26 protein-coding genes are annotated in these 26,071 nt (G+C 70.1%); 16 read left to right on the forward strand and 10 right to left on the reverse strand.

All coding sequences use genetic code 11. The features are described 5' to 3' along the window. Positions 1-21 precede the first annotated feature (21 nt). Positions 22-1,614 (reverse strand): PucR family transcriptional regulator, encoded by a 1,593-nt coding sequence (locus L6E10_RS10075; RefSeq protein WP_236219042.1) that lies wholly within the window; start codon positions 1,612-1,614, stop codon positions 22-24. Positions 1,615-1,721: 107 nt separating this feature from the next. Here L6E10_RS10075 and L6E10_RS10080 point away from each other — a divergent pair, with 107 nt between their 5' ends. The 3 genes from L6E10_RS10080 to L6E10_RS10090 all read left to right on the forward strand — a co-directional run bounded on the left by L6E10_RS10080 (position 1,722) and on the right by L6E10_RS10090 (position 5,139). Further along, the gene (locus L6E10_RS10080; RefSeq protein ID WP_236219044.1) at positions 1,722-3,005 is read left to right on the forward strand and encodes an aspartate aminotransferase family protein; all 1,284 of its coding nucleotides are present in this window, start codon (positions 1,722-1,724) and stop codon (positions 3,003-3,005) included. Further along, complete coding sequence (locus L6E10_RS10085) at positions 3,002-4,483, forward strand: CoA-acylating methylmalonate-semialdehyde dehydrogenase (protein WP_236219046.1); 1,482 nt, start codon at positions 3,002-3,004, stop codon at positions 4,481-4,483. Before L6E10_RS10080 ends, L6E10_RS10085 begins: the two co-directional genes overlap by 4 nt. A 125-nt stretch (positions 4,484-4,608) precedes the next feature. Further along, on the forward strand, positions 4,609-5,139 hold the full coding sequence (locus L6E10_RS10090; protein WP_236219048.1) for a class I SAM-dependent methyltransferase: 531 nt from the start codon (positions 4,609-4,611) through the stop codon (positions 5,137-5,139). Here the strand turns inward: L6E10_RS10090 and L6E10_RS10095 are convergent. After that, on the reverse strand, positions 5,075-7,132 hold the full coding sequence (locus L6E10_RS10095) for an elongation factor G-like protein EF-G2 (RefSeq protein ID WP_236219050.1): 2,058 nt from the start codon (positions 7,130-7,132) through the stop codon (positions 5,075-5,077). The genes L6E10_RS10090 and L6E10_RS10095 overlap by 65 nt on opposite strands. Before the next feature lie 235 nt (positions 7,133-7,367). On the opposite strand from L6E10_RS10095, the gene pdxS reads away from it, so the two are divergent. After that, positions 7,368-8,261: a pyridoxal 5'-phosphate synthase lyase subunit PdxS gene (pdxS, locus tag L6E10_RS10100; protein WP_090103153.1), complete on the forward strand. Its 894-nt coding sequence runs from the start codon at positions 7,368-7,370 to the stop codon at positions 8,259-8,261. Between the two features lie 53 nt (positions 8,262-8,314). Here pdxS and L6E10_RS10105 read toward each other — a convergent pair whose 3' ends face one another. Further along, positions 8,315-9,016, reverse strand: a complete 702-nt coding sequence (locus tag L6E10_RS10105; RefSeq protein WP_236219052.1) for a hypothetical protein — start codon at positions 9,014-9,016, stop codon at positions 8,315-8,317. Between the two features lie 111 nt (positions 9,017-9,127). Continuing rightward, complete coding sequence (gene helR, locus L6E10_RS10110; protein WP_236219054.1) at positions 9,128-11,299, reverse strand: RNA polymerase recycling motor ATPase HelR; 2,172 nt, start codon at positions 11,297-11,299, stop codon at positions 9,128-9,130. Positions 11,300-11,474: 175 nt separating this feature from the next. Between helR and L6E10_RS10115 the strand changes: the two genes are divergently transcribed. Beyond that, a complete protein-coding gene (locus L6E10_RS10115) occupies positions 11,475-12,926 on the forward strand; it encodes a chromosome condensation protein (protein WP_236219056.1) in 1,452 nt (483 codons plus the stop codon). On the opposite strand, the gene L6E10_RS10120 is transcribed toward L6E10_RS10115, so the two are convergent. After that, the gene (locus tag L6E10_RS10120; RefSeq protein ID WP_236219058.1) at positions 12,923-13,477 is read right to left on the reverse strand and encodes a helix-turn-helix domain-containing protein; all 555 of its coding nucleotides are present in this window, start codon (positions 13,475-13,477) and stop codon (positions 12,923-12,925) included. The genes L6E10_RS10115 and L6E10_RS10120 overlap by 4 nt on opposite strands. Before the next feature lie 88 nt (positions 13,478-13,565). On the opposite strand from L6E10_RS10120, the gene L6E10_RS10125 reads away from it, so the two are divergent. Both L6E10_RS10125 and L6E10_RS10130 read left to right on the forward strand, forming a co-directional pair. Continuing rightward, the gene (locus tag L6E10_RS10125) at positions 13,566-14,231 is read left to right on the forward strand and encodes an AzlC family ABC transporter permease (RefSeq protein ID WP_236219060.1); all 666 of its coding nucleotides are present in this window, start codon (positions 13,566-13,568) and stop codon (positions 14,229-14,231) included. Continuing rightward, complete coding sequence (locus tag L6E10_RS10130) at positions 14,210-14,518, forward strand: AzlD domain-containing protein (RefSeq protein ID WP_090103143.1); 309 nt, start codon at positions 14,210-14,212, stop codon at positions 14,516-14,518. The genes L6E10_RS10125 and L6E10_RS10130 overlap by 22 nt, the downstream gene beginning before the upstream one ends. Here L6E10_RS10130 and L6E10_RS10135 read toward each other — a convergent pair. Next, on the reverse strand, positions 14,515-14,955 hold the full coding sequence (locus L6E10_RS10135) for an Lrp/AsnC family transcriptional regulator (protein WP_090103141.1): 441 nt from the start codon (positions 14,953-14,955) through the stop codon (positions 14,515-14,517). The two genes, L6E10_RS10130 and L6E10_RS10135, sit on opposite strands and share 4 nt — an antisense overlap. 74 nt (positions 14,956-15,029) lie before the next feature. On the opposite strand from L6E10_RS10135, the gene L6E10_RS10140 reads away from it, so the two are divergent. The 5 genes from L6E10_RS10140 to L6E10_RS10160 all read left to right on the forward strand — a co-directional run bounded on the left by L6E10_RS10140 (position 15,030) and on the right by L6E10_RS10160 (position 19,867). Continuing rightward, the gene (locus tag L6E10_RS10140; protein ID WP_236219062.1) at positions 15,030-16,217 is read left to right on the forward strand and encodes a PLP-dependent aspartate aminotransferase family protein; all 1,188 of its coding nucleotides are present in this window, start codon (positions 15,030-15,032) and stop codon (positions 16,215-16,217) included. 139 nt (positions 16,218-16,356) lie between these two features. After that, complete coding sequence (locus L6E10_RS10145; RefSeq protein ID WP_236219132.1) at positions 16,357-17,694, forward strand: amino acid permease; 1,338 nt, start codon at positions 16,357-16,359, stop codon at positions 17,692-17,694. A gap of 71 nt (positions 17,695-17,765) precedes the next feature. Continuing rightward, positions 17,766-18,434 (forward strand): VOC family protein, encoded by a 669-nt coding sequence (locus L6E10_RS10150; protein ID WP_236219064.1) that lies wholly within the window; start codon positions 17,766-17,768, stop codon positions 18,432-18,434. A gap of 54 nt (positions 18,435-18,488) precedes the next feature. Beyond that, complete coding sequence (gene pdxT / locus L6E10_RS10155; protein ID WP_236219066.1) at positions 18,489-19,121, forward strand: pyridoxal 5'-phosphate synthase glutaminase subunit PdxT; 633 nt, start codon at positions 18,489-18,491, stop codon at positions 19,119-19,121. Then, positions 19,118-19,867, forward strand: a complete 750-nt coding sequence (locus L6E10_RS10160; RefSeq protein WP_090103135.1) for a YebC/PmpR family DNA-binding transcriptional regulator — start codon at positions 19,118-19,120, stop codon at positions 19,865-19,867. The genes pdxT and L6E10_RS10160 overlap by 4 nt, the downstream gene beginning before the upstream one ends. Before the next feature lie 56 nt (positions 19,868-19,923). Here L6E10_RS10160 and L6E10_RS10165 read toward each other — a convergent pair whose 3' ends face one another. Further along, positions 19,924-20,853, reverse strand: coding sequence for a chlorophyllase (locus tag L6E10_RS10165; protein ID WP_236219068.1), 930 nt, complete (start codon positions 20,851-20,853; stop codon positions 19,924-19,926). A 116-nt stretch (positions 20,854-20,969) separates the two neighbouring features. On the opposite strand from L6E10_RS10165, the gene L6E10_RS10170 reads away from it, so the two are divergent. Beyond that, entirely contained in the window at positions 20,970-21,533 is a 564-nt protein-coding gene (locus L6E10_RS10170; protein ID WP_236219070.1) for a TetR/AcrR family transcriptional regulator, read from the forward strand. Here L6E10_RS10170 and L6E10_RS10175 read toward each other — a convergent pair. Further along, positions 21,507-21,680 (reverse strand): DUF397 domain-containing protein, encoded by a 174-nt coding sequence (locus tag L6E10_RS10175; RefSeq protein WP_236219072.1) that lies wholly within the window; start codon positions 21,678-21,680, stop codon positions 21,507-21,509. The genes L6E10_RS10170 and L6E10_RS10175 overlap by 27 nt on opposite strands. Further along, positions 21,677-22,513, reverse strand: a complete 837-nt coding sequence (locus L6E10_RS10180) for a helix-turn-helix transcriptional regulator (RefSeq protein ID WP_236219074.1) — start codon at positions 22,511-22,513, stop codon at positions 21,677-21,679. Before L6E10_RS10180 ends, L6E10_RS10175 begins: the two co-directional genes overlap by 4 nt. 127 nt (positions 22,514-22,640) lie before the next feature. Here L6E10_RS10180 and L6E10_RS10185 point away from each other — a divergent pair, with 127 nt between their 5' ends. Continuing rightward, a complete protein-coding gene (locus L6E10_RS10185) occupies positions 22,641-23,141 on the forward strand; it encodes a DUF4262 domain-containing protein (protein WP_236219076.1) in 501 nt (166 codons plus the stop codon). Next, positions 23,138-23,605 (forward strand): GNAT family N-acetyltransferase, encoded by a 468-nt coding sequence (locus tag L6E10_RS10190; RefSeq protein ID WP_236219078.1) that lies wholly within the window; start codon positions 23,138-23,140, stop codon positions 23,603-23,605. The genes L6E10_RS10185 and L6E10_RS10190 overlap by 4 nt, the downstream gene beginning before the upstream one ends. Positions 23,606-23,793: 188 nt before the next feature. Here the strand turns inward: L6E10_RS10190 and L6E10_RS10195 are convergent, their stop codons facing one another. Continuing rightward, positions 23,794-24,327 (reverse strand): TIGR03086 family metal-binding protein, encoded by a 534-nt coding sequence (locus L6E10_RS10195; protein ID WP_236219080.1) that lies wholly within the window; start codon positions 24,325-24,327, stop codon positions 23,794-23,796. A gap of 173 nt (positions 24,328-24,500) precedes the next feature. Between L6E10_RS10195 and L6E10_RS10200 the strand changes: the two genes are divergently transcribed. Continuing rightward, on the forward strand, positions 24,501-25,976 hold the full coding sequence (locus tag L6E10_RS10200) for a peptide MFS transporter (protein WP_236219081.1): 1,476 nt from the start codon (positions 24,501-24,503) through the stop codon (positions 25,974-25,976). Positions 25,977-26,071 lie beyond the last annotated feature (95 nt).

Raw genomic sequence — 26,071 nt, forward strand, 5'->3', positions numbered from 1 at the left:
CGAAAATGGGCCCGTGCGCGCTCACGGGCCCATTTCGTGCACCAGCAGCGCGACGTACAGCGACAGCACGGACTCCGGGTCCTCCAGCGAGACGCCGAGGACCTGTTCGATCCGCCCGAGCTGCTGGTAGTAGGCGGTGCGCGAGAGGTGGGCCGCCGCGGCGGCCGCCGACTTGTTGCCGCCGTTCTCGCACAGGCACCGCAGCAGTTCCACGAGCCGTGAGCCCTGCGCCGTGTCGCGCGCCAGCAACGGCCCGAGCTCGCGGTCCGCGAAGGCCCGCACGCGTTCGTCGTCGCGCAGCAGGTGCAGCAGGCCGCGCAGCCGCACGTCGTCGAGCCGGTGGTAGAGCTGCGATCCCGGCGCCCGCAACGCCGCTCCGGCCACGTGGGCGGCCTCGCCGAGCGACCGGCGCACGTCCGCGGTCGACGTGACGGTGGTGCCGACGGCGATCACGACCTCCGAAGCCGCCGTGCGGTGGATCTCGCGCGCGACCTTGCGCAGAACCCCCTCCACGCCCACGGTCGACGGCACCGACAGCAGTGCCCGCACCGACGTGTCGTCCACGACGCCGACGAGCGCCGCCACCGTCACGCGCCGCCCGGCCAGCGCGGTCGCCTCGGCGAGGTCGCGCAGGACCTCCTGTGTGGCAAGCGTTTGCCCCTGCAGCACCGAGACCGGCCGCACCGCCACGCCGATCAGCTGCCGCCGTTCCAGCGGAACGCCCAGCGCCGCCGCCCGCGCGCCCAGGTCCGGCGACTGCGGCGACTGGCCGAGCAGCTGGGCCAGCAGCGTCCGGTGCGTCTGCCGTTCCAGCGACTCGCGGTCCCGCGCCACGAGCCGGTGCACGGCCAGCGCGGACGCGGCGCGTTCGGCGACGACGACGTGCCGGTGCGGGGGCGGCTCCGGCGACACCACCACGAGCCGGCCCCAGTCGGCTCCGCGCGCCCCGACGATCGTGATCAGCCAGCCGGACGCGGTGTCGTAGGCGGTCCGTTCGGACACCGTGACGGCTCGCGAGCGCGCTGCCCAGTCGTCGAGCAGCAGGACGGGGTCGTGCCCGGCGGCGTCGTAGGCGAGCACGTCGTGCCCGAGCGTCTCCAGCACGACGGGCAGCCCGGACGTGCGGGCGACCTCGCGCAGCACCTCGGAGGGTTCCGCGCCGGCGACCGTCAGCGCCGTGAACGTCTCGTGCACCTGTTCCGCGGCCCGCAGCTCGGCGAGCTGGGCGTCCACGATCAACGCCACTACCGCCTCGGTCACGGCCACGTACTTGGTCTCCTCCGACAGCGTGAGCAGCGGCAACCCGTGGTGCTCCGCCGCCGTCACGAGCGCGGCCGGCACGTCGTCGCGCCACCGCCTGCCCAGCTCGACCACGAGCCCGGCGCACCCGACGGCGGCCAGCTCCTCGACGTAGCGGGCGAGACCGGACTCGGGCAGCATCACGCCGGTCGTCAGCACGAGCTCACCGCCGCGCAGCAGGGGTGCGATGTCCGCGATCTCCGCCACGTGCACCCAGCGGACCCGGCGGCCGAGCCCGGCCGACCCCGCGACCAGACGGGGCCTTCCCTGCCGGATCACCGGCAGGGCGACGACTTCGGCGACCGTCGGGTACATGGACACAACGTAATGCCAACCAGCCGATCCGGGTACAGGTTGTGCATGGCGGCGAACCCTGCGCGCCAGCAGACTCCGAGGTCAGGAGTAGACCCCTGGAGGACGTGATGGCCCACAAGGAGCTGCTGGCACGACACCGCGCGGTGATGCCGGAGTGGCTGGCCCTCTACTACGACGAGCCCATCGAGATCGCGAGCGCCCGCGGGCGCCGCGTGACCGACCGCGAGGGCACGACCTACCTCGACTTCTTCGCGGGCATCCTGACCAACGCCATCGGCTACGACGTCGCGGAGATCAGCGACGCGATCCGCTCGCAGCTCGACACGGGCGTGCTGCACAGCTCCACGCTGTACCTGATCCGCTCCCAGGTCGAGCTGGCCGAGAAGATCGCGGAGCTCTCCGGCATCCCGGACGCCAAGGTGTTCTTCACCAACTCCGGCACCGAGGCCAACGAGACCGCGCTCATGCTCGCCACCCAGGCCCGCCGCAGCGAGCAGGTCCTGGCGCTGCGCAACAGCTACCACGGCCGTGCGTTCGCCACGGTCGCCATCACGGGCAACCGGGGCTGGTCCGCGTCCGCGCTGTCGCCGATCAAGGTCAGCTGGGTGCACGGTGGCTACCGCTACCGCTCGCCGTTCAGGTCGCTGTGCGACGCCGACTACGTCAAGGCCTGCGTCGACGACCTGCGCGAGGTCATCGAGACCACGACCTCCGGCGACGTCGCCTGCATGATCGCCGAGCCGATCCAGGGCGTCGGCGGCTTCACGTCCCCGCCCGACGGCCTGTTCCGCGCGTTCAAGGACGTGCTCGACGAGTACGGGATCCTCTTCGTCTCCGACGAGGTGCAGACCGGCTGGGGCCGCACCGGCGAGCACTTCTGGGGCATCCAGGCGCACGACGTGGTGCCGGACGCGATGACGTTCGCCAAGGGCCTCGGCAACGGGCTCGCGATCGGCGGCGTCGTCGCCCGCGGCGACCTGATGGACTCCATCACCGCCAACTCGATCTCCACCTTCGGCGGCAACCCGATCTCCACGGCAGGCGCGCTCGCCACCGTGGACTACCTGCTCGAGCACGACCTGCAGGCCAACGCCGCCAAGCTCGGCTCACGCCTGATCAGCGGCCTGCGCTCGCTCGCCGACAAGCACCCGGTGATCGGCGACGTGCGCGGCAAGGGCCTGATGGTCGGCGTCGAGTTCGTCGGCCCGGAGGGCGAACCGAACGCCGCCGCGGCCGCCACCGTGCTCAGCGAGGCGAAGGCGCTCGGCCTCCTCGTCGGCAAGGGCGGCCTCTACGGCAACGTGATCCGGCTGGCCCCGCCGATGACCCTGACCGAGGACGAGCTCGAAGAGGCTCTGGCGATCCTGGCGCAGGCGGTGGAGCGCGCATGATCAGGCACTGGATCGGCGGCAAGCCCTGGGACGGCACCCCCGAGCGGCAGGGCGACGTCTACGACCCGACGTCCGGCGAGATCGCCTCGCAGGTGGCCTTCGCGTCCGTGTCCGAAGTGGACGCCGCGGTGGCCGTGGCCGCGGAAGCGTTTGCGTCCTGGCGCGCCGCGTCCCTGGCGCAGCGCTCGACCGTCATGTTCAAGTTCCGCCAGCTCCTCGACGACCGCAAGGGCGAGCTGGCCGAGATCGTCTCGGCCGAGCACGGCAAGGTCGTGTCCGACGCGGCGGGCGAGGTCCAGCGCGCACTCGAGTCCGTCGAGTACGCGTGCGGCATCCCGCAGCTGCTCAAGGGCGGCTTCTCCGAGAACGCGTCGACCCGCGTCGACGTCTACTCGATCCAGCAGCCCGTCGGGGTCGTCGGCGTGATCTCGCCGTTCAACTTCCCGGCGATGGTGCCGCTGTGGTTCGTGCCCACCGCAATCGCTTGCGGCAACACGGTGGTGCTCAAACCGTCCGAAAAGGACCCGTCGGCGGCCTGCTTCATCGCCGAGCTGTTCGCGGAGGCCGGGCTGCCCGACGGCGTGCTCAACGTCGTGCACGGCGACAAGGTGGCGGTGGACCGGCTGCTGGCACACCCCGTGGTGAAGGCGATCTCGTTCGTCGGCTCCACCCCGATCGCCCGGTACGTCTACGAGACCGGCACCGCGCACGGCAAGCGGGTGCAGGCGCTCGGCGGCGCCAAGAACCACATGGTCGTCCTGCCCGACGCCGACCTCGACCTGGCCGCGGACGCCGCGGTGTCCGCCGGCTTCGGCTCGGCGGGTGAGCGCTGCATGGCGATCTCGGTCGTCGTGGCCGTCGGCGACGTCGGCGACGCGCTGGTCGACCGGATCAGGTCGCGGATCGCCGGCGTGAAGGTCGGCTCCGGCTCGGCGTGCGAGATGGGACCGCTGGTCACCGGCGCCCACCGCGACAAGGTGGCGTCCTACCTGGACGCCGGCGTCGTCGAGGGCGCCGTGCTCGCCGTCGACGGCCGCGACCACCCGATCGACGGCGACGCGGGCGGCTTCTGGCTCGGCCCGACCCTCTTCGACCACGTCGGCACCGACATGACGATCTACACCGACGAGATCTTCGGACCGGTCCTGTCGGTCGTCCGCCGGGACACCTACGAGGAGGCCGTCGAGCTGGTGAACGCGAACCGGTACGGCAACGGCACCGCGATCTTCACCAACGACGGCGGCGCGGCCCGCCGGTTCCAGAACGAGGTCGAGGTGGGCATGGTCGGCGTGAACGTGCCGATCCCCGTGCCCGTCGCCTACTACTCGTTCGGCGGGTGGAAGGAATCGCTTTTCGGTGACTCACACGCGTATGGGCCGCACGGCGTGCACTTCTTCACGCGCTCCAAAGTGGTCACGTCGCGGTGGCTCGATCCTTCGCACGGCGGCGTGAACCTGGGGTTCCCCCAGAACACCTAGAGCGGACCGGTGAGCACTCGCCGCTCGTACGACCGCGTGGCCGCGCGCTACGCGTCCGAGCTGAGCGGCGAGCTCGCCGGCAAACCGCTGGACCGCGCGCTGCTCGGCGTGGTGGCGGGCGGTCTGTGCTCGACGTCGACTGCGGGCCCGGGCACGTCGCCGCCTACCTGGCCGATCGGGTGGCTGTGGTCGGCGTTGACCTGTCACCGGAGATGTGCGCGCACGCCGCTGTTCCGGCTTGTGCCGGTGACATGACCGCGCTGCCCGTGCGGTCGCAGTCGGTATCCGCGCTCGTCTGCCTGTACGCGGTCATCCACCTCGATGCCGCTGCACGTGCTGCGGCTTACGCGGAGTTCGCGCGGGTGTTGAAGCCTGGCGGGCAGGCGTTGGTGGCGTTCCACGTGCGGGACGCGCAGACCGCGGCGGGCCAGGCGCGGACGCTGACCGCGTGGTGGGGTGACGAGGTCGACCTGACGTTCCGGTTCCTCGACCCGGACGGGGAGGTGCGGGCGTTGGCGGAGGCGGGTCTCGTGGTGACGGCCCGCCTCGACCGCGCGCCGGACTCGCGGGGGAGCACGCGAGCGAGCGGTGCTACCTGCCGGCGCGTGCCGCCAGCGACTCCGGCACCGGGTCGTAACGCGAGAACCGGCGCGTGAAGGTCCCGGTCCCCGAAGTCAGCGACCGCAGCTCGATCGCGTACCGCAGCAGCTCCGAAGAAGGCACCTCGGCGCGGATCACCGTCCGCCCACCCTCGTCCGCCTCGGTCCCGAGCACCCGCCCGCGCCGCCCGGACAGGTCCCCGAGCACGGTGCCCAGGTGTTCGTCGGGCAACCGGATCGCGATCTCGTCCACGGGCTCCAGCAACTGGGTCCGCCCGGCCGCGGCGGCCTCCTTCAACGCCAGCGCCCCCGCGGTCTGGAAGGCGGCGTCGGACGAGTCGACGGAGTGCGCCTTGCCGTCGACGAGCGTCACGCGGACGTCGACCACCGGGGTGCCGTCGTGGAGACCCCGCTCCAACTGGGCGCGGACGCCCTTCTCGACGGACGGGATGAACTGGTTCGGCACCGAGCCGCCGACGATCTTGTCGACGAACTCGACGCCGGAGCCCCGGGGGAGGGGTTCGACGACGATGTCGCAGACGGCGTACTGGCCGTGGCCGCCGGACTGCTTCACGTGGCGGCCGTGGCCCTTGGCGGAGCCCGCGAAGGTCTCGCGGAACGGGACGCGGACCGGTTCGGTGTCGATCTCGGCTCCGCCCGCGCGCAGGCGCGCCAGGACGACGTCGGCGTGGGCCTCGCCCATGCACCACAACACCATCTGGTGCGTTTCGGCGTTGCGGTCCAGGCGCAGGGTGGGATCGCTCGCGACCAGGCGGTTGAGGTTGCGGGCCAGGTTGTCCTCGTCGCTGCGGGTGCGCGGGACGACGGCGATGGGCAGCAACGGTTCCGGCATGTCCCACGGCGCCATGAGCAGCGGCTGCTCGGGGGCGGAGACGGTGTCGCCGGTTTCGGCGGTGGTCAGCTTCGTCAGCGCGCACAGGTCGCCGGCGACGCAGTACGGGACTTCTCGCAGCGTGGAGCCCAACGGCGAGTAGATGTGGGCCACGCGTTCGTCGGCGTCGTGGTCCTCGTGGCCGCGGTCGGCCATGCCGTGCCCGGAGACGTGCACGGGGCGTTCGGGGCGCAGGGTGCCCGAGAAGACGCGGACCAGCGACACGCGGCCGACGTAGGAGTCCACGGCGGTGCGGACCACCTCGGCGACGAGCGGCCCGTCCGGGTCAGGGGCCATGCGGGGCTGGGGGATGCCGTCGACTGACGTCACGGACGGAAGCTCGTGCTCCAGCGGTGAGGGGAACGCGCGCGCGATGCCGTCCAACAGCTCGGTGAGACCCATGCCGGTTGCGGCGCACACGGGCATCACGGGGTGGAACGAGCCTCGTGCGACGGCGGTTTCCAGGTCGGCGATCAGCGTGTCCTGGTCGATGTCCTCGCCCGCGAGGTAGCGGTCCATGAGGGTCTCGTCCTCGCTCTCGGCGATGATGCCCTCGATCAACGCCGCGCGTTCGTCCGGGTGGTTCTCACCGGAGGTCAGCAGGCCGACGAGCGAGTCGCCCTCCTGCACGTAGAGCGGCACGACGCCGGCACCGAACGCGGCCTGGCACTCGATCACCGCGTTGGCGAAGTTCGCACGGTGGTGGTCCGTGCGCGTGATCACGACGGCGCGAGGCATGCCCACGAGAGAGCACTCCTCCCACAACGCGATGGTGGCCGCGTCGACGCCCTCGAAGGCGTTCACAACAAAAAGGGCCGCGTCCGCGGCCCGCAGTCCTGCCCTGAGCTCACCCACGAAGTCGACGTAGCCGGGGGTGTCGATCAGGTTGATCTTGACGTCCCCGTGCTGGACGGGGGCGACGGCCAGGCCTACCGACCGTTGTTGTCGCACCGCCGCCGGATCGTGGTCGCAAACCGTGGTGCCCTCGGTGACCGATCCCGCGCGGGTCAGCACGCCGGTGGTGGCGAGCAGGGCCTCGGTGAGCGTCGTCTTGCCCGCGCCGGACGGTCCCACGAGCACGACGTTGCGGACCTTGGCCGGGTCGTCCACAGCGACCGCGCCTGCCGATGAGCCGTTGTCGGAGTGCTTGCTTCCCATGGCGACCTCCGTCAAGTCGTAGTGTCCGATCTCACACCTGTTGACGGCGCAGGACAAGCCCGGAGACCCATCCGGTCGCCGACCGGCGTTCACGCCACTTCTGGGTGACCGGCGTCACGACCTGCGTTGATCGTGAAGTGGCATTCCGAAATGTGGCCCCAGTGGCTTGGGAGAGGGGGCCACAACGGTCGTACCGTGAGTTCACCAGAACTTCCCCTCGCGAAAGGTTGCCCCGGTGAGCACTGATCAGGTCACGGGCACTGCCCGCGTCAAGCGCGGCATGGCCGAGATGCTCAAGGGCGGCGTGATCATGGACGTGGTCGACGCCACCCAGGCGAAGATCGCGGAGGACGCGGGCGCCGTCGCCGTCATGGCTCTCGAGCGCGTGCCCGCCGACATCCGCGCCCAGGGCGGCGTCGCCCGGATGAGCGACCCCGACCTGATCGACGGAATCATCGACGCCGTCTCGATCCCGGTGATGGCCAAGGCCCGCATCGGCCACTTCGTCGAGGCCCAGGTCCTCGCGTCGCTCGGCGTCGACTACATCGACGAGTCCGAGGTGCTCACCCCGGCCGACTACGCGAACCACATCGACAAGTGGGCCTTCACGGTCCCCTTCGTCTGCGGTGCGACGAACCTCGGCGAGGCCCTGCGCCGCATCACCGAGGGCGCGGCCATGATCCGCTCCAAGGGTGAGGCCGGCACCGGTGACGTCTCCAACGCCACCACGCACATGCGCAAGATCCGCCAGGAGATCCGCCGCCTGCAGAACCTCCCCGAGGACGAGCTCTACGTGGCCGCCAAGGAGCTCCAGGCGCCGTACGAGCTCGTCAAGGAGGTCGCGCAGAACGGCAAGCTCCCCGTGGTGCTGTTCACCGCGGGCGGCATCGCGACCCCGGCCGACGCCGCGATGATGATGCAGCTCGGCGCCGAGGGCGTGTTCGTCGGTTCCGGCATCTTCAAGTCCGGCAACCCGGCCCAGCGCGCCGAGGCCATCGTGAAGGCCACCACCTTCCACGACGACCCCGACGTCATCGCCAAGGTCTCGCGCGGCCTGGGTGAGGCCATGGTCGGCATCAACGTCGAGGACGTGCCGGAGCCGCACCGCCTGGCCGAGCGCGGCTGGTAGGTCAGCTCCCGCCTGAGGGCGCACCGCTTCCGGCGGTGCGCCCTCAGGCGTTCTCAGCCCGTCCGGGAGAAGCAGTACGTCGTCTTGATGTCCGGGTACGCGAGCGCGGGGGACGGTCCGCACGCCGTCTTGTCGGCGGTGTTCGTGAGCACCTTCACCCGCACCACCTCGAGCCCGCCGCACGGGGGCGTCTCGAACTCGCCGCTGAGCGAGAACGTCGTGAACCGGTAGCACCGGCCGTCGACGAAGGCCGGGATCAGGCAGATGTTGACGCTCTTGCGGCCCGAGTGACCGTGGTACTTCATGTAGGAGCCGGGGTCTTCGCCGCACTTCTCGCTCTGCGAGCCCAGCACCTTGCTCACGGTGTAGTTGTGGGTTCCCGTGCCGCACGGCACCTGTTCGTACTTCACGTTGAACGACGCGCCCGTGAGCTTCACGCAGTCACCCGCGGTCGCGGACGGCAGGACCGACGTCGAGATCACGGGCGGGCTGGAGTTCACGTTGCTGCCCGAAGCGGAACCGCCGCCGTTCGGGAGCAGGTACACGGCGGTCGACACCGTCGCGATGAGCAGGAAGCCGAGCACGGACGCGATGACCAGGCCGACACGGGACGACTGCTTCGGCGGCGTGCCATGAGGCGGGAGAGCGGCCGCCGGGTAGCTGACGAACGGGGTGGCGCGGTCCGGTGCCGCCCACACGTCCGGGCGCTCCCCGGACTCCTCCGGCGTGGCGGGCGGGATGGGCGGAGTCGTCATGGGAAGCCCCTCGGCGCGACGTGGATGTGATCGTCTGGCCGACGCGAGCAGTCCCACCGGACTTCCGCCCATCCTAGGACCGGGCGCCTCCGCCCGGTCCCGCTCAACGGGTCATGTGCGCACCGTCTCGGCCAGGCCGGACAGAGCCGCCGGCAGCGGCGAGTGGTGCAGCACGCCGAGCCGTTGCGTGGCGCGGGTCAGCGCCACGTACAGCTCCGCCGCGCCACGCGGTCCCTCCGCCAGGATCCGTTCCGGCTCCACGACGAGCACCGAGTCGTACTCGAGGCCCTTGGTCTCCGCCGCGGGAACGGTGCCGGGCACGCCGGGCGGGCCGATCACGACGCTGGTGCCCTCGAGAGCGGCCTCGGCCGCGACGAACTCCGCGATGGCGCCGGGCAGCTCGTCGGCGGTGACCTGGCGCGCCCACGGCTGGATCCCGTTGGCGCGCACCGATTCCGGCGCCTGGACGTCCGGGGCGAACTCGGCCAGCACCCGCGCGGCGACGGCCATGATCTCCGCGGGCGTGCGGTAGTTGACCGTCAGCGAGCGGTACTCCCAGCGGCCCGGCACGTAGGGCTCCAGCATCTCGCCCCACGACGTGGCGCCGGCCGGGGCCCGGCGCTGCGCCAGGTCGCCGACCACCGTGAAGGAACGGCCGGGGCAGCGGCGCATCAGCACTCGCCAGTCCATTTCGGACAGTTCCTGGGCCTCGTCGACCACGACGTGCCGGTAGGTCCAGCTCCGGTCCGCGAGGGCGCGTTCCACCAGCGTGCGCTGGTCGTGCTGCTCGAAGCGCACGGCCAGGTCCTCGGCGTCCAGCATGTCCGAGGCGAAGAGGTGGTCCTCGTCGTCCATGTGGTCGACGCGGTTGACCATGCTCTCCAGCACCTCGGACGCGTACCGGGCCTCGGCCGCGCGTTCGGCCGCCGCGGCCCGGTCGGCTTCCTGCTCGGTGCCGTCCTTGCCCAGCAGGTCGTGCAGCTCGTCGAGCAACGGCACGTCCGAGACCGTCCACGCCTCGCCGTCCACGCGGTGCAGCGACGGGTCGGCGCCCGCCGCCGCGAGCGCCTCCGGCGAGGTGTACAGCGACGAGAGGAGCTCGAACGGCGTCATGATCGGCCACAGCAGGTCCAGCGCCGCGAGGAAGCCGTCGTCGTCGGCGAGGTCCTTGACCAGGCCCGAGCGCATGTCCTCCCAGGCCTCCTTGTCCGAGCGGGACATCCAGTTCTTGCCGATCCGGCCGATCGCGCGCTCGGTGAGGACGTACGTGATGATCTCGCGGAACACCGCGCGGGCCTCGTTGTGCGGCAGGCCGCTGTCGCGCGCCTCCTGCCGCGCCCACTCGGCGACGTCCGGTCCGATGGGGACGACGACGTCCTTCATGCCGATCGGGATCGGCTCCTCCGGGATCCGCTGCCGCGCCGAGACCGCCGCCTTCAGCACGTCGACCATCTTGCGGGAACCCTTGAGCCGCGCCACCTCCGGCGTGTCCTCCGCCGTCGCGAGCAGGCCGGGCAACAGGCTGCCGGCCGTCGAGAAGACCACGTCGGACTCGCCGAGCGACGGCAGCACCCGGCTGATGTGGTTGAGGAACGCCGGGTTCGGGCCCACGACGAGAACGCCGTGCCGTTCCATGCGCTCTCGTTGGGTGTACATCAGATAGGCGACGCGGTGCAGCGCCACGACCGTCTTGCCGGTGCCGGGACCACCTTCGATCACCAGCACGCCGGGGTGGTCGAGCCGGATGATCGCGTCCTGCTCGGCCTGGATCGTCGCGACGATGTCGCGCATGCCCTCGCCGCGCGGCGCGTTCAGCGCCTCCAGCAGGGCGACGTCGTTCTGGTCCTCGCCGAGCCTGCCGAACACCTCGTCGGTGAACGCGGCCACCTCGCGGCGCCGGGTGAGGAACTGGCGGCGCCGGCGCATGCCCTCGGGGTTCGCGCCGGTCGCGGTGTAGAACGGCCGCGCCGCCGGTGCCCGCCAGTCGAGCAGCAACGGCTCGAAGTCGTCGAACTCGTCGAACAGGCCGATCCTGCCGATGTAGGAGACGTCCCCGCCGACGCTGTCGAGCCGGCCGAAGCACAGCCCGTAGTCGGCCACGTTCAGGCGCTTCATCTCGCGGTGCCGGGCACGCACCTCGTTGTCCCGCTCCATCGCGGTCTCGCCGGTGCCACCCAGCGCGGACTGATATGCCGCCTTCACGCGCGCACGCTCGTTGTCCAGCCGTGCGTAGAGCCCGGCCACGTAGTCGCGTTCGGACTGCAGTTCTTCTTCGTACCCCACGTGCTCCCCAGTGCGCCTGTGTTGTGGCATGAGGCGTCGAGTGTGAACGATGAACGGGGCCTTGTGGCAAGGCCCCCCTTCTGCTATACGGTTAAGTGGGAGAAATCGCACCACGGCGTGACGTGCGCGTGCAGGCCCCGCGTAGTCCTTGCCTCCGGATGCCTCACTCTTCGTCATGGCGGGTGATCGCGCCGCTCCGCTCGGCAGCGCGCCGGAAGGCGCGGACCACACCTCGCCCGGCTGCTGCTTCTGGCGTCGCCACAGCAGTGAAAGCCGTTGTATCGACGACACACGATTCGACCGCATCGAGGGTGCAGCCCGCATGCCCACTCGGTCATTTCGCCGGGAAAACGGGCTTCCCTCATTCCCGGTGTTGACAGCTGCTCCGGCGATGGGAGAGGTTCACGGCCGTAACCGACGACCATGCAAGCAAGGGCGGGAATCGATGCCTACCACCGAACGGGCGCTGACCGCCAGCGAGACGGCTTTCATCCTCGCCGGGTTCGGCCCAGTCGTGGTCCGCACGGCCTTCGCCGGAACTTTCGACCCGGTGCTTCTCGAAGACGCGTGGCAGCGGCTCGGTGACGAGTACCCGCTGTTGCGCTGCAGGATCATCGAGGGTCAGGACGGTTTCGGGTTCGCCTTGCAGGACAGCATGTCGAAGGTGACCGCCGGTGCGGACAGCTTCGAGCAAGACATTTCCCGGCGGATCGAAGACGGCATGGTCAGTCAATTGTCGCTACATCAGACGGCTGACACCGCGGCATTGACGCTCTCCGTCGACCACGCCGTTTCGGACGCCAGGCTGGTGCTGGTCCTCTCGCGAGCTCTGCTCCGCATCTACGCCACTCTCCTGCGCGGCGAATTCCCGCCCTCGGCGCCCCGCCCGGTGTTCGAGGCCGGGCTGGAAGAACTCTTCTCCGGAAAATACGCGCCAGGCCGGCCGGAAACGCCCGAAGTGGTGGAAGAGCCCGCGGTCCTGTCAGGGGGCCCCGGCGTGCCGCCGTCCGGCTTCGGCGTGCAGCACCTCGAACTCGACCAGGCGACGACGACCGAGGTCACCGAGTTCGCCCGCGCGAGCCGGATCTCGGTGACGAGCCTGATGTGCGGAGCGGTTTCCGGCGCGGTACGAGCCCGGGCACCCGAAGCCGGCGGCCCGCTCCCGGTCACCTTGTGCATCCCGGTGGACTTTCGTGAACGACTCGCCCCGCCGATCGATCCGGACGCCCAGCTGTGCGGTGCTCTTCCGTGCCTGGTCACCGTCCCGGTCGCTGCCGACGACGAACCGGCCGAGGTCGGTGCGCGCGTCGCCGCAGGTCTGCGTGAGGCTCTGGAGCGGGCCGAACCGCAGCGGACCCTGCTGGCCCAGAGCCTCTCACCGGCGCCCCCGCCGACCATGACGTTCATGGTGTCGAACATCGGTGTCGTGGAGGATCCCGCGCTGCCCGATGTCCCGCGTGTCACCGGTAGCCGCTTCGCCGCGACGTTGCGGGGTCCGGTACCTGCGATGTTCGTGGGGACGGTGGGCGGACGGCTGACCCTCGACGTGGTCTACGACCGCGCGTTCCACAACGACGGGGAGATGGGTGGAGTCATGGCTTCGGTCGAGGCCGCACTGCACATCTAGACCGTGTGCTCCATGACCATCACCGCGGTCGTCCCCGGCTCCAGCGCCTTGCAGATGTGCGGCAGGTCACCGGGGTAGACGATGTAGTCACCGGGCCCGAGCTCGATCGGGTCGTCCGCGAGCCCGGCGAGGCACCGCCCCGAGGCCACGATCATGTGCTCGACGCTGCCGGGGACGTGCGGGAGCGACTCGCGGGCGCCACCGGGTTCGAGGGCCAGCCAGTAGAGGTCGTGCTTGGTGCCCGGACGGCACGCGGCCAGCAGAGTCGCGGAGTAGTGCGCGCGCTCGGAGTGGATGACGGGGCCTTCGCCCGCGCGGATGACCTGCACGCGGGGGACGGCGGGTTCGACGAGCCGGCTGAACGGGACGCCGAGGGCCACGCCGAGCGCCCACAGGGTCTCGACGCTGGGGTTTCCGGCGCCGGACTCGAGCTGGGAGAGCGTCGACTTCGCGATGCCCGCCTTCTTGGCCACCTCGGAGAGCGACATGCCGGTGCGATCGCGTTCACGCCGGAGGTTGGCCGCGATCAGGTCGAGTGGTGCGTTCGACACAGAAGTCCATCCGTTCGTCTTGACGAACACCTAACCCAGGTGTTCATCTTAATGGGTGGTCCGTTCGATCTGGCGAACTCTTGATGCGGTGCTCCTGCGTGACGTCGCCGCGGTGGCACTCGGTGCCGCGGTGACCGGTGCCAGTTTCGGCGCCATCTCGGTGGGCTCCGGCCTGCCGTGGTGGATGCCGGTGCTGATGTCGCTCGTGATCTTCGCGGGTGGCTCGCAGTTCATGGCCGTGGGCATCGTGGCCTCGGGTGGCAGCCCTGCCGCGGCGGTGCTGGCCGGGCTCGTGCTCAACGCGCGGCACCTGCCGTTCGGCCTGGCGGTCGGCGACGTGCTGGGCAACGGCTGGCTCGCGCGGATCGTCGGCAGCCACCTGCTGATCGACGAGTCCACGGCGTTCGCGATGGCGCAGAGGGACCCCGCGAGAGCGCGGGCGGCCTACTGGGCGTGTGGCGTGTCGTTGTTCTTCACCTGGAACGCGGGCGTGCTCATCGGGGCGCTCGCGGGGCAGGCGATCGGCGACCCGGGCACGTTCGGGCTGGACGCGGCCTTCCCCGCGGCGATGCTCGCGCTCACGCTGCCCGCCCTGAAGGACGCCGCCACCCGCAACGCGGCGCTCACGGGCGCCGTCATCGCGCTCGTGACCACGCCGTTCCTGCCCGCGGGGGTGCCGGTGCTGCTCGCGCTCGCCGGGCTGGTCGCGTTCCGGAGCAAGAAGGAGGAGCCGTGCCCGTCACCGCAGTCCTGATCCTCGCCGCGGGGACGTTCGCGATCCGCTTCGCCGGCCCGCTGCTGCGCGACCGCGTCACGCTGCCCGACCGGGTCCGCGAGATCATCTCCGCGAGCGCGACCGTGCTGCTGCTGGCGCTGGTCGCGGTCTCGGCGCTGACGAACGGCAAGCAGTTCGGCGGCTGGGCTCTCGCGCTCGGTGTCGTCGTCGGCGGGCTCGCGGCGTGGCGGAAGCTGCCGTTCGTGGTCGTCATCGTGCTGGCGGCCGCCACGACGGCCGGGCTGAGGCTCCTCGGGGTCGGCTAGTGCTTGCGGACGTGGGAGAAGAGGAGGTTCGTGTGGACCTCCGTGACCTCCCGGCGGCTCGTGAACTTGTCGAGCACGAGCCGTTGCAGGTGGCCGACGTCCGCCACGGCGACGTGCACCAGGAAGTCCTCCGGGCCCGTGACGTGGGAGAGCGCGAGCGTCTCCGGCAGTGAGAGCACGTACGCCATGAACGGGTCGACGATCTCCTTGGTGTGCGGGCGGATCTTCACCGCGAGCATCGCCTGCACGTGCTGCCCGACGGCTTTCGGATCGATCTCCGCGTGGTAGCCGGTGATGACGCCGCGCTCCCGCAACGCGCGGTGCCGGACCACCGCGGTGGACTGCGCGACGTTGACGCGTTCGGCCAGGTCCTTGTTCTGCAGCCGCGCGTCCTTCCGCAGCTCCCGCACGATGGCCTCGTCGATCGAATCCAGCACGGCTCTTCTCCGTTCCACCGAATCGGCTGCGGTTCGTTGTCCGTTCGTCCGAGGAAGTCTTCACCATTCGGGCCATGACGCGCATCGAGACCATCGCAGTGCACGGGGGCCGCGACGACCTCGCGGAGCTCGGCGTGCACGCACCTCCCATCGACCTGTCCACCACCTACCCCGTGCCCGACCAGGCACTCGGCGGGGAAGCGCTGGGGGACTGGGCCACCGGGGCCGCGCGGGCCGGCTCGCCCGTCTACGCGCGGCTGCACAACCCGACGGTCGCCCGGTTCGAACAGGCGCTCGCGGCCCTCGAGCACACCGAGACCTCCGTGGCGTTCGGCAGCGGCATGGCGGCGGTCACCGCCGTGGTCCAGGCCGCCTGCGTGATGGCGGGCAAGCCGCACGTCGTCGCCGTGCGGCCGCTGTACGGCGGCACCGACCACCTGCTGTCGTCGGGTCTGCTGGGCGTCACGACCACGTACGTCGAAGCGGGCCTGGTGGCCTCCGCGATCCGGCCGGACACCGGGCTCGTCGTCGTCGAGACCCCGGCCAACCCGAACCTCGACCTCGTCGACATCGACCACGTCGTGCGCCAGGCGGGCGGCGTGCCGGTCATGGTCGACAACACCTTCGCGACGCCGGTCCTGCAGAACCCCGCACTGCACGGCGCCTCGTACGTCCTGCACTCCGGCACCAAGTACCTCGGCGGGCACGGCGACGTGCTCGGCGGCGTCGTGGCCTGCTCCGAGGAACGGGCGGCGGCGCTGCGGCAGGTCCGGATCATCACCGGCGCGGTGCTGCACCCGCTCGGCGGCTACCTGCTGCACCGCGGCCTCGCGACCCTGCCGTTGCGCGTCGAGGCGGCGTCCCGGTCGGCGGCGGTGCTGGCGGCACGCCTCGCCGAGCACGACGCCGTCGAGTTCGTGCGCTACCCGACGGCATCGCTGCAGATGCGGGGGACGGGCGCGATGATCGCGTTCGGCGTCCACGGCGACCCGGTCGAGGTGGTGCGCCGGCTGGAGCTGATCACGCCGGCCGTCTCGCTGGGATCGGTCGACACCCTGATCGAGCACCCCTCGGCCCTGACGCACCGACTGGTTCCGGGTGATGATCTGCGCGCTTCTGGCGTTCCGGACAATTTGCTGCGCATTTCCGTGGGCCTCGAGCACGTCGAGGACATTTGGGCGGACTTGAACGCGGCGCTGTGTGACGTCGCTTACGTTAAGCCTTCCCCAACTGATTTCTTGGTGATGACTGCCACTCACTAGGGTTCCGACGCATCAGCGCGTCGGGGCGCGGGAGGTTCCGACGCGAGCGTTTTCCGTTTTCGGAAGGAACCTCCTCGTGAGTTCTGTGGAAACTGATGCGGACGGCTACACCAAAGCGCTGAGCAAGCGCCAGGTGCAGATGATCGCCATCGGTGGCGCGATCGGCGTCGGCCTCTTCCTGGGCGCGGGCGGACGCCTCGCCACGGCGGGGCCGTCGCTGATCCTGTCTTACGCGTTGTGCGGTCTCGCGGCGTTCTTCGTCATGCGCGCGCTGGGCGAGCTCGTGCTCCACCGCCCGGTCTCCGGCAGCTTCGTCGAGTACGCCCGCGAGTTCATCGGCCCCTGGGCGGGCTTCACGTCCGGCTGGATGTACTGGGTCAACTGGGCGATGACGGGCATCGCCGAGATCACCGCCGTCGCGATCTACATGCACAAGTGGTTCCCGGACCTGCCGCAGTGGATCACCGCGCTGGTCGCGCTGTTCGTGCTGGTCGGCATCAACATGCTGTCGGTCAAGCTGTTCGGCGAGCTGGAGTTCTGGTTCAGCGTCATCAAGGTCACGGCCATCGTCGTGTTCCTCGTGACCGGCATCGGCCTGGTCATCGCGGCGGCGGACATCGGCGGCACGACCGCGTCGGTCTCCAACACGCTCGGCCACGGCGGCCTGTTCCCCGCGGGCTTCGGCGTCGCGCTGATGACGCTGCAGGCCGTGGTCTTCGCCTACTCGGCGATCGAGCTCGTGGGCATCGCGGCCGGCGAGACCAAGGACCCCGAGAAGATCATGCCGCGCGCCATCAACGGCGTTGTGTACCGCATCGCGATCTTCTACGTCGGCTCCGTCCTGCTGCTGACGATGCTGCTGCCCTGGGACCACTTCACGGGCACTGAATCGCCGTTCGTCACCGTGTTCTCCGCATTGGGCATCCCGGCGGTCGGTGACATCATGAACGCCGTGGTTCTGACGGCCGCATTGTCGTCGTGCAACTCGGGCCTTTACTCGACCGGGCGCATTCTGCGTTCGCTCGCGCAGAAGGGCGAGGCCCCCGCGTTCACGGGCAAGATGAACTCCCGTCACGTTCCTTATGGCGGCATTCTCTTCACGGGTGCGGCTTACCTGTTCGGCGTCGTCCTGAACTACACCGTGCCGAAGGAAGCTTTTGACATCGCGATCGCCGTGGCGTCCCTGGGCGTCGTGTCGACGTGGGCGACGCTGATCATCTGCCAGCTGCGGCTGCGCAAGAAGGCGATGGCCGGCGAGATCGAACGGCCCTCGTACCGGATGCCCGGCGCGCCGTACACGTCGTGGGGGACGCTCGCGTTCCTCGCGCTGGTGATCGGGCAGATGGCGTTCGCCGGGACCGCGGAGAAGATCGCGTTCTGGTCCATCCCCGTGCTCGCGCTCGTGCTGTTCGTCGGGTGGCGCTTCGTGAAGTCGCGTCAGCCGGTGCGGTCCGAGCGGCTGGTGTCCGTCGACTGATCTGGTCGGCGGGGTTCACGCCGCGGGCCGTCTCCTCACGAGGGAGGCGGCCCGCGGTGTTCTCGTGTTCGATGTCCGACATCGACACGAAGAGGAGCGCGGCGTTGACGAACCGCCTGGGGGCGTTGAACGAGTTCTGCTGGATGGACCTGAAGACCCGCGACCCGGAGGGCACGGCCGCCTTCTTCGCGCAGACCTTCGGCTGGAGCTTCGCGGTCGACGAGCAGGACTGGCGGAAGGCCACCACGATCTCCGCCGGGGGCCGGCTGATCGGCGGGGTGAGCGACCTCGCGAACCCGGTCTACCCGCCCGGAACACCCGCCCACGTCGCCTTCTACCTGAGGGTCGACGACGTCGACCGCCGCACCGAAGCCGCGGTGGCGCACGGCGGCCGGCTCCTGCTGCCGCCCTTCGACGCGGGGAACCGGGGAAGGCTCGCGACGCTGCTCGACCCGGCCGGCGCCGCCTTCTCGCTGTGGCGGCCGCACGGGTTCAGCGGCTGGTCCTTCCCGCCCGGCCTGCCGGGGACGCCGGACCGGATGGTGCTCGCCTGCGAGCGGCCGGACGAGGCCCGGCGCTTCTACGCCGCGACGACCGGAGCACCGCCGGCCCACGCGGACTTCGTCGCCGCGAGCACCACCACGCCCCGGTGGGAACTCGTGGTCCTCGCCGAGAACGGCCGGGAGAGGGTGAGCAGCCCGGAAGGACTCGCGTTCCGGGTGCGCCACCCCGGGCCGTGATCATCACGGGCGGGGTGGTCGGCGGGCCGGAGAACCTCGAATATGCTGGTGAACATGGTTGCCGCTGCCCCGCCCGTCATCGGTGTGCTCGCCCTGCAGGGCGACGTCCAGGAACATCTCGTCTCCCTCGCGCAGTGCGACGTCACGGCGCGGCCCGTGCGCAGGGCCGAGGAGCTGGACGAGCTGGACGGGATCGTCATCCCCGGCGGCGAGTCGACGACCATCAGCAAGCTGCTCGACAACTTCGAGCTGCTGGAGCCGCTGCGGGCGAAGATCAAGGCGGGCTTCCCGGCGTACGGGTCGTGCGCGGGCATGATCCTGCTGGCCAACGACGTGCTCGACGGCCGCGACGACCAGCACCAGCTCGGCGGGCTGGACATCACGGTGCGGCGCAACGCGTTCGGGCGGCAGGTCGACTCGTTCGAGACCGACCTCGACCTGGCGGGGGAGAACGTGCACGCGGTGTTCATCCGGGCACCCTGGGTGGAGGCGGTGAGCGGGGAGGTCGAGGTTCTCGCTACGGTGCCCATCACGGCTGAGGCGGGCGATGCCGCCGGTAGGATCGTCGCGGTCAGGCAGGGCAACGTGCTGGCCACGGCGTTCCACCCGGAGCTCACGGGGGATGAGCGCGTCCACCGCCTGTTCGTGGACATGGTTCGTGGTTCGACTGGTTCGGAGGAGAAATGAGCGGCCACTCCAAGTGGGCGACCACCAAGCACAAGAAGGCCGCCATCGACGCCAAGCGCGGCAAGCTCTTCGCGCGGCTGATCAAGAACATCGAGGTGGCGGCCCGCACCGGTGGTGGTGACCCGGACGGCAACCCGACGCTGTACGACGCGATCCAGAAGGCCCGGAAGAACTCGGTGCCGCTGGACAACATCGAGCGCGCCCGCAAGCGCGGTGGCGGCGAAGAGGCCGGCGGCGCCGACTGGCAGACGATCATGTACGAGGGCTATGGCCCCAACGGTGTCGCGGTGCTCATCGAGTGCCTCACGGACAACCGCAACCGCGCGGCGACCGAGGTCCGCACGGCGATGACGCGCAACGGCGGCTCGATGGCCGACCCCGGTTCGGTGTCGTACATGTTCAGCCGCAAGGGCGTCGTGATCGTGCCGAAGGCGGGCACGTCCGAGGACGACGTGATGCTGGCCGTGCTGGAGGCCGGTGCCGAGGAGGTCAACGACCTCGGTGAGTCGTTCGAGGTCGTGTCCGAGGCGGGCGACCTCATCCCGGTGCGCAAGGCGTTGCAGGACGCGGGCATCGACTACGAGTCGGCCGAGTCGAGCTTCCTGCCGTCGGTCTCGGTGCAGCTCGAGGCCGAGGGCGCGAAGAAGATCTTCAAGCTGATCGACGCGCTGGAGGACTGCGACGACGTGCAGAACGTCTTCGCGAACTTCGACGTGTCCGACGAGGTCATGGCCGAGGTCGGCTGAATCCCGAAGCGGACGGACGCCGGTCACGCAGCACGCGTGACCGGCGTTTTCGCGTTTCAGCGGACGTCGACGCGACCGGTCCCGGACTCCGCGAGCTCGGCTTGGACCTGCTTGAACGCCACGTCGTCGAGGCCGAGGGCGTCGCGCAGGAACGCCCAGGACGCCCGGCGGATCACCGCCACCCGCTCCGGGCTCTCGTCGGTGGTGTCCGTGGCGTTGTAGCCGTGGATCCCGCCGAGCGAGTGCTCGCCGCCGAACAGCGTCAGCAGGCCGCGCGCGCCGGGCGCGTGGTGGTAGACGTCGGTGAACCAGTCGGGACCGCGGGTGCTGAGCACCGACTGGTCGGCGTCGCCCGCGACGGCGAGGAACGGCGTGCTCATCCGCTCGAAGTCCGGGGACATGAACGAGCCGAAGTTCTCCTTGGCGAACGGCGTCAGGTCCTCGCCGCCGAAGCCGGTCGACGCGAACAGCACCCCGGCCTTCACGCGGGAGTCGGTCAGATCGGGTCCGGGCTCGCCGTCGGCGCCGAGAACGCGCGCGCCGAGGAGCATGCCGACGGTCTGCGCGCCCCACGAGTGCCCGGCGACGGCGAGGCGGTCGCGGTCGACGCGGTCGGGAAGTCCCGGCACCGCCCCGAGAACGACGTCGAGGTCGTCGATCACGCGCTGGACGTCCTCCACGCGGAACCGCGAGATCTCCGGGTACCGGGGGTCGGCGGGCGTGAGGCCGAGCGTCACCGAGTCGAGGAACGTCGGCTGGACGACCACGAAGCCGTTGCTCGCCCAGAAGTCCACCAACGGGTCGTAGGACGACATCGACTGGCTGAAGCCGTGGGCGAAGACGACGACGGGGAGACCGGTGCCGGACGTGGGTGCGGACACCCGCACCTGGAGGTCGTCACCGCGGCCGGGCGCGGGCAGCACGACCGGCTTGACACTGATGATCGGCGTGGCGAACGTGGGCACGGCGGTGCTGGTCAAAGGCATGACAGGTGTCCTTCTGCGAGTGCGTGAGCGCGCTGTAGACTCTGAACCGGAGCGCAGTTCCGAATATACGGAGCGCTGTTCCGTTTGGCAAGCGCGAACGTGGGAGAGGTGTGCCGGTGGCGGAGTCGACCGGGAAGAGGGCGGATGCCCGGCGCAACGAGAAGGCGCTGCTCGACGCCGCCGCGGCGGTGTTCGTGAGCGACGGCGTGGACGCGCCCGTGCGCAAGATCGCCGCCGAGGCGGGCGTGGGCATGGGGACGATCTACCGGCACTTCCCGACGCGCGCGGACCTCGTGGTCGCCGTCTACCGGCACCAGGTCGACGCGTGCGCCGAGGCAGGACCCGCGCTGCTCGCGTCGGCGGACTCGCCGTTCGCGGCGCTGCGGAGCTGGGTGGACCTGTTCGTGGACTTCCTCGTGACCAAGCGCGGCCTCGCCGCGGCGAGCCGCAACGACCCCGAGGGGTTCGCCGCGCTGCACGGACTGTTCCTCGAACGCCTGCTGCCGGTCCTGGACGACATCCTGGCGGCGGCGCGGGAGGCGGGGGAGATCAAGTCGGACGTCCCCGCGTACCAGCTGCTCCGCGCGATCGGGGACATCTGCGCCGGGGCCGAGCGCGTCGACCCCGGCTACGACGCGCGGATCACCGTCGGCCTACTGCTCGACGGGTGCCGGGGCTGAGGCCAGCGCCAGGAAGGCACGCCAGGCGGCGGCGCTGACGGGCAGGTGGGTGGCCGGAGCCTTGCTGTCCCGGATGCCGACTCCCTGACCGATCTCCACGCAGTTGTTGCCGTCGCCGGTGTAGCTGCTCTTGCGCCATGCGGTCATTGGAGACCCTCCAAGATGCTGTTGATCACCGCCCTCGATTGTTCCTCATCCAGGGCGACAGCCGCGAGATCCTTCAGGATGTTCTCGTAGACCTCGACGGTTCCCTTGTCGTCGAAGAACAAGCCGCACTTGACGCTCTCGATGTAGACGACGGACGGGTACTTCGGGAACTTCATCAGGCGGAAGTCGCCTGCCGCGCCCGCGTGCATGCCAATCGACCTCGGCACGATCCGGATGCTGATGTACTTCCGCACCGACATCCGCAGCAGGTGAGCGAGCTGCTCACGCCACACCTCCTCGCCGCCGACCGGGAGCCACACCGCCTGTTCGTGCATGTAGAAGGTGAAGGTTCGGTCGTATTCGAGAATCTCTGCTCGGGTAACTCTGGCTGCGACCGTCGCCTGGATCTTCTCCGGCGGGACCGTCCGTGCTTTGGCGGTGACGGCCTCGATGTACTCGCGGATCTGGAGCAAGCCGGGTACGAGGACCATCGACCAGTCGATGATCTCGTCGGCCTCCTTTTCCTGGTTGATCAAAGTTCGAGCCTGGTCCGGCAGGCCGTCCTCCGGGATCTGCAGGAAGACGTTGCCCGACTCGCGGAACAGCGCCAGCAGGCGTTCGCGCTCATCAAGTGGCGTACGGCAGTAGGCGAGCAGCGTGGCGACTTCCAACTCGTCAGCGCCGCCCTTGCCGGCGAGCAGGTCGGAGATCTTGGCCTCCTGCCAGCCGAGCAGCTCGGCGAGCCTGCGCTGGGTCAGGCCGGTGCGCTCGACGGCTGCTCGGACGCCGTTGCCGAACTCGCGGCCCACCACGCTGGACGATCTCTTGGGCATCCACGGAAAGTAGGGGCCGCGCGGGGTCGCGCCCTATCGTTTCCGATCAAATGTGCCTGAAGGTGGGAGCCTTGGAACAGCTCTAAGCAGGCCTAAGGCACCAAAAGCGTGCCGTAGGGTGGATGGCGTGCTTTCCGACGAAGACATCGAGCTGAGGGCCCGGCTGCTCTCCGCGGCCGACCGGCACGGCCACATGAACATCGTTGTGAACCCCGACTCCGAGGGAGCGGGGTACGTGTTCTCGGTGGGGGCGTGGCGCCGGTTCGGCGTGGCGGAGGCCGTCGTGATCGGGCTGCCGCAGGGCATGGGCGAAAACCTGATCAACGCCTACGTCGGGCGGGCGAGCCAGGGGGAGCGGTTCGTGCCCGGCAAGCTCTACGACGACTTCTTCGACGGCGTGCCGATCGTGTTCGAGCGGGTCTACAAGGGCTTCTACCCCGAGTTCTTCGGCAGCGCGTACCTGCTCTACGACGGGTCGGACTTCGCGGCCCTGCAGATCATCGTGCCCACGCCCGACGGCAGGTGGCCCTGGCAGCCGGACGCGCCGGAGGGGTTCGGCGACCACCAGCTCGTGCTCACCGAGAGCGGTGTCCCGGAGAGCTGGACGCCGGGGGTCACCGGCCCGTGAGCGTCCACATCGGACCGTTGACGGAGGGGCACGCCGGCGAGGTCATGACGGTCCAGCGCGCCGCGTACCTCCAGGAGGCCCGCCGGTACGGGGCCTGGGACCTGCCGCCGCTGGTCGAGACGCTCGACGAGATCCGCCGGCACCTCGCCTGCGGCACGCCCGCGCTCGGGGCGTTCGACGGCACGCGGCTCGTCGGGTCGGTGCGCAGCCGCGTCGACGACGAGCGGATGGAGGTCGCCCGGCTGGCCGTCGCGCCCGACGTGCAGGGCGGTGGCGTCGGGCGGCGGCTGCTGCGGGCGATCGGCGAGCACGCGCCGGAGGGCGTGCGCGTCGTCTGGCTGTTCACCGGCGCCGAGAGCGACGAGAACCTGAGGTTCTACGAGAGCGCCGGGTTCGTGCGGGTCAGCGAGCACCTCGACGCCGTGGGCATCCGGTGCGTCAGCCTGGAGCAGAAGCTCGTCTGACGTCCCCGCGGCGTTGTCCGGAGCTCGTTGTCCGTTCGGATCGTCCCGACAGTGGACAACGACCAGCGGGTAGAACAGCGGTGCGGCGGCGGTCCGGGGGGATCCGCGGCCGTCACGGGGGAAGAGCGCCCCGCCCCGCAGGAGGCGAGGGGGATGCGGAGCGGGGCGCTTCGGACTCCGGTGACCGGCTACGGCTTGCGCCCCAGCAGGCCGATCAGCCGAGTTTGGTCGTCGGCGTCCGAGGAAACCGGAACAGGCGAGTCGAACATCGAGGAGCCGCTCCAGTCGTCGATGTTGCGTTCGACGTAGGACAGCACGGACGACACGAGGTCAGGGTCTATGCGTTCATCGGCGCCGATGGAGCGTGCCAGGTCCCAGGCGTGCACCGCGAGGTCCACCGTCATCTGCCAGCAGTACTCCTCCGCGTCGATCGTCCCCGACGACACGCTCACCGTCTTCTTCAGCGCGTCCGGCTCCAGCCACGCCTCGCGCGCCGCCGCGGCCGCCAAGACCCACGACACGAGGGGCTCCTCGCCCAGGTTGTCGTGGTCGAAGCGATCGCCGACCTGCCGCACCGTGCAGCCGGCCAGCAGCTCCGGTGCCCAGAGCTGCTCGTGGACGAGGTGGCCGACCAGGTCTCTGACCGACCACTCCCGGCAGGGGGTGCCGAGTGTCCACTGGTCCGGTGCGATCTCCCGCACCCGCCGGTCGAACTCCGTCATCGCCACTCCGTGCGCCTGGATCAAGTCCATCCCAGCAGTGCATCAAATCCTGCCCAACCCCGCACCCCGGCGTGAGAGTTGGGCCACTCGGACGCAACCCCGTTTGCAAACCGTACGAGCGTTCGGCGTAATCTCGACCGGATCCGCCGTGACATCGTTGACACGAGAGGGCGATGACTGTGAGCGCACCCAGCGCCAGCATCTCCGCGCAGGACAAGGGATTCTTCGGGCATCCCCGAGGCCTGTCCACGCTGTTCTTCACCGAACTCTGGGAACGGTTCTCGTTCTACGGGATGAAGGCCATCCTCGGCCTCTACCTGTGGACAGCCGTGTCCGAGGGCGGTCTCGGCGTCGACAAGGCGCTGGCCCTGTCCGTCGTCGCCATCTACGGCACAGCGGTCTACATGTCCGGCGTCGCGGGCGGCTGGCTCGCCGACCGCGTCTGGGGCGGCCAGCGCGCGACGTTCTACGGCGGCGTGCTGATCATGTGCGGTCACATCGCCCTGGCGCTGCCCATCGGCATCACCGGCGTGTACATCGGCCTGATCTTCATCGTCTTCGGCACCGGCCTGCTCAAGCCGAACATCTCGACCGTCGTCGGCGGCCTCTACGCCAAGGACGACTCGCGTCGTGACGCCGGCTTCACGGTGTTCTACATGGCGATCAACATCGGCGGCTTCATCTCCCCGTTGATCACCGGCGCTCTCGCGGACGGCATCGGCTTCCACGCCGGGTTCGCCGTCGCCGCGGTCGGCATGGCCCTCGGTCTGGTCCAGTACCGCGTCGGCCGCAAGAACCTCCGCGGTTCCGCCGCCGTGCCGCCGAACCCGCTGCCCGTGCAGGAGAAGGGCCGCGTCTACGGCCTCATCGGCGGCGTCGCCGTCGCCATCGCCGCGCTGGGCGTGCTCGCGTACGTCCTCGGTGGCGTCGAGGGCGTCATCCTGATGATCAGCATCATGTCGATCGTGCTGCCCATCGCGTACTTCACCGTGATGCTGCGCAGCCCGAAGACGCTGCCGGAGGAGAAGCCGCGCGTCATCGCGTACATCCCGCTGTTCATCGCCGCGGCGATGTTCTGGCTGATCTTCGAGCAGAGCGCCTCGGTCATCGCGGAGTTCGCCGACTCGAACGTCGACAACCACGTGTTCGGCTGGGAGTTCCCGGTCGCCTGGTTCCAGTCGATCAACCCGATCATGATCATCGCCCTGGCGCCGGTCTTCGCGTGGCTGTGGATCAAGCTCGGCCACCGGGCTCCCTCGACCCCGCGCAAGTTCGCCGGTGCCCTGGTGCTCGTCGGCCTGTCGTTCGTGCTGATGTTCTTCGCGAGCAACTCGGCCGCCGGCGGCAAGGTGACGCCGATGTGGCTCGTGCTGATGTTCCTGATCATGACCGCGGGTGAGCTCATGCTCTCGCCGGTCGGCCTGTCCGCCACGACCAAGCTGGCGCCCAAGGCATTCGCGTCGCAGACGATGAGCCTGTGGTTCCTCGCGACCTCGGCCGGTACCGGTGTGGCCGCGCAGCTCGTGAAGTTCTACACGACGAGCCCGTCGGCGTACTTCCTCACGCTGGGCGGCGCGGCCGTGGTGCTCGGCGGCGCGCTCGCGGTGGCGGCCCCGTCGATCCGCAAGCTGATGGCGGGCGTGGAGTAGGGCTCCCGCGGATGAGGCGAGAGGGAGGCCCGTCGCGGCGGCGGTGCGGCGGGTCTCCCTCTCGTTCCTAAGGATGCACTACGGAGATGTGTCAT

It is taken from the genome of Lentzea sp. CC55 (assembly GCF_021056325.1).
GTDB classification, from domain to species: Bacteria; Actinomycetota; Actinomycetes; order Mycobacteriales; family Pseudonocardiaceae; genus Lentzea; species Lentzea jiangxiensis.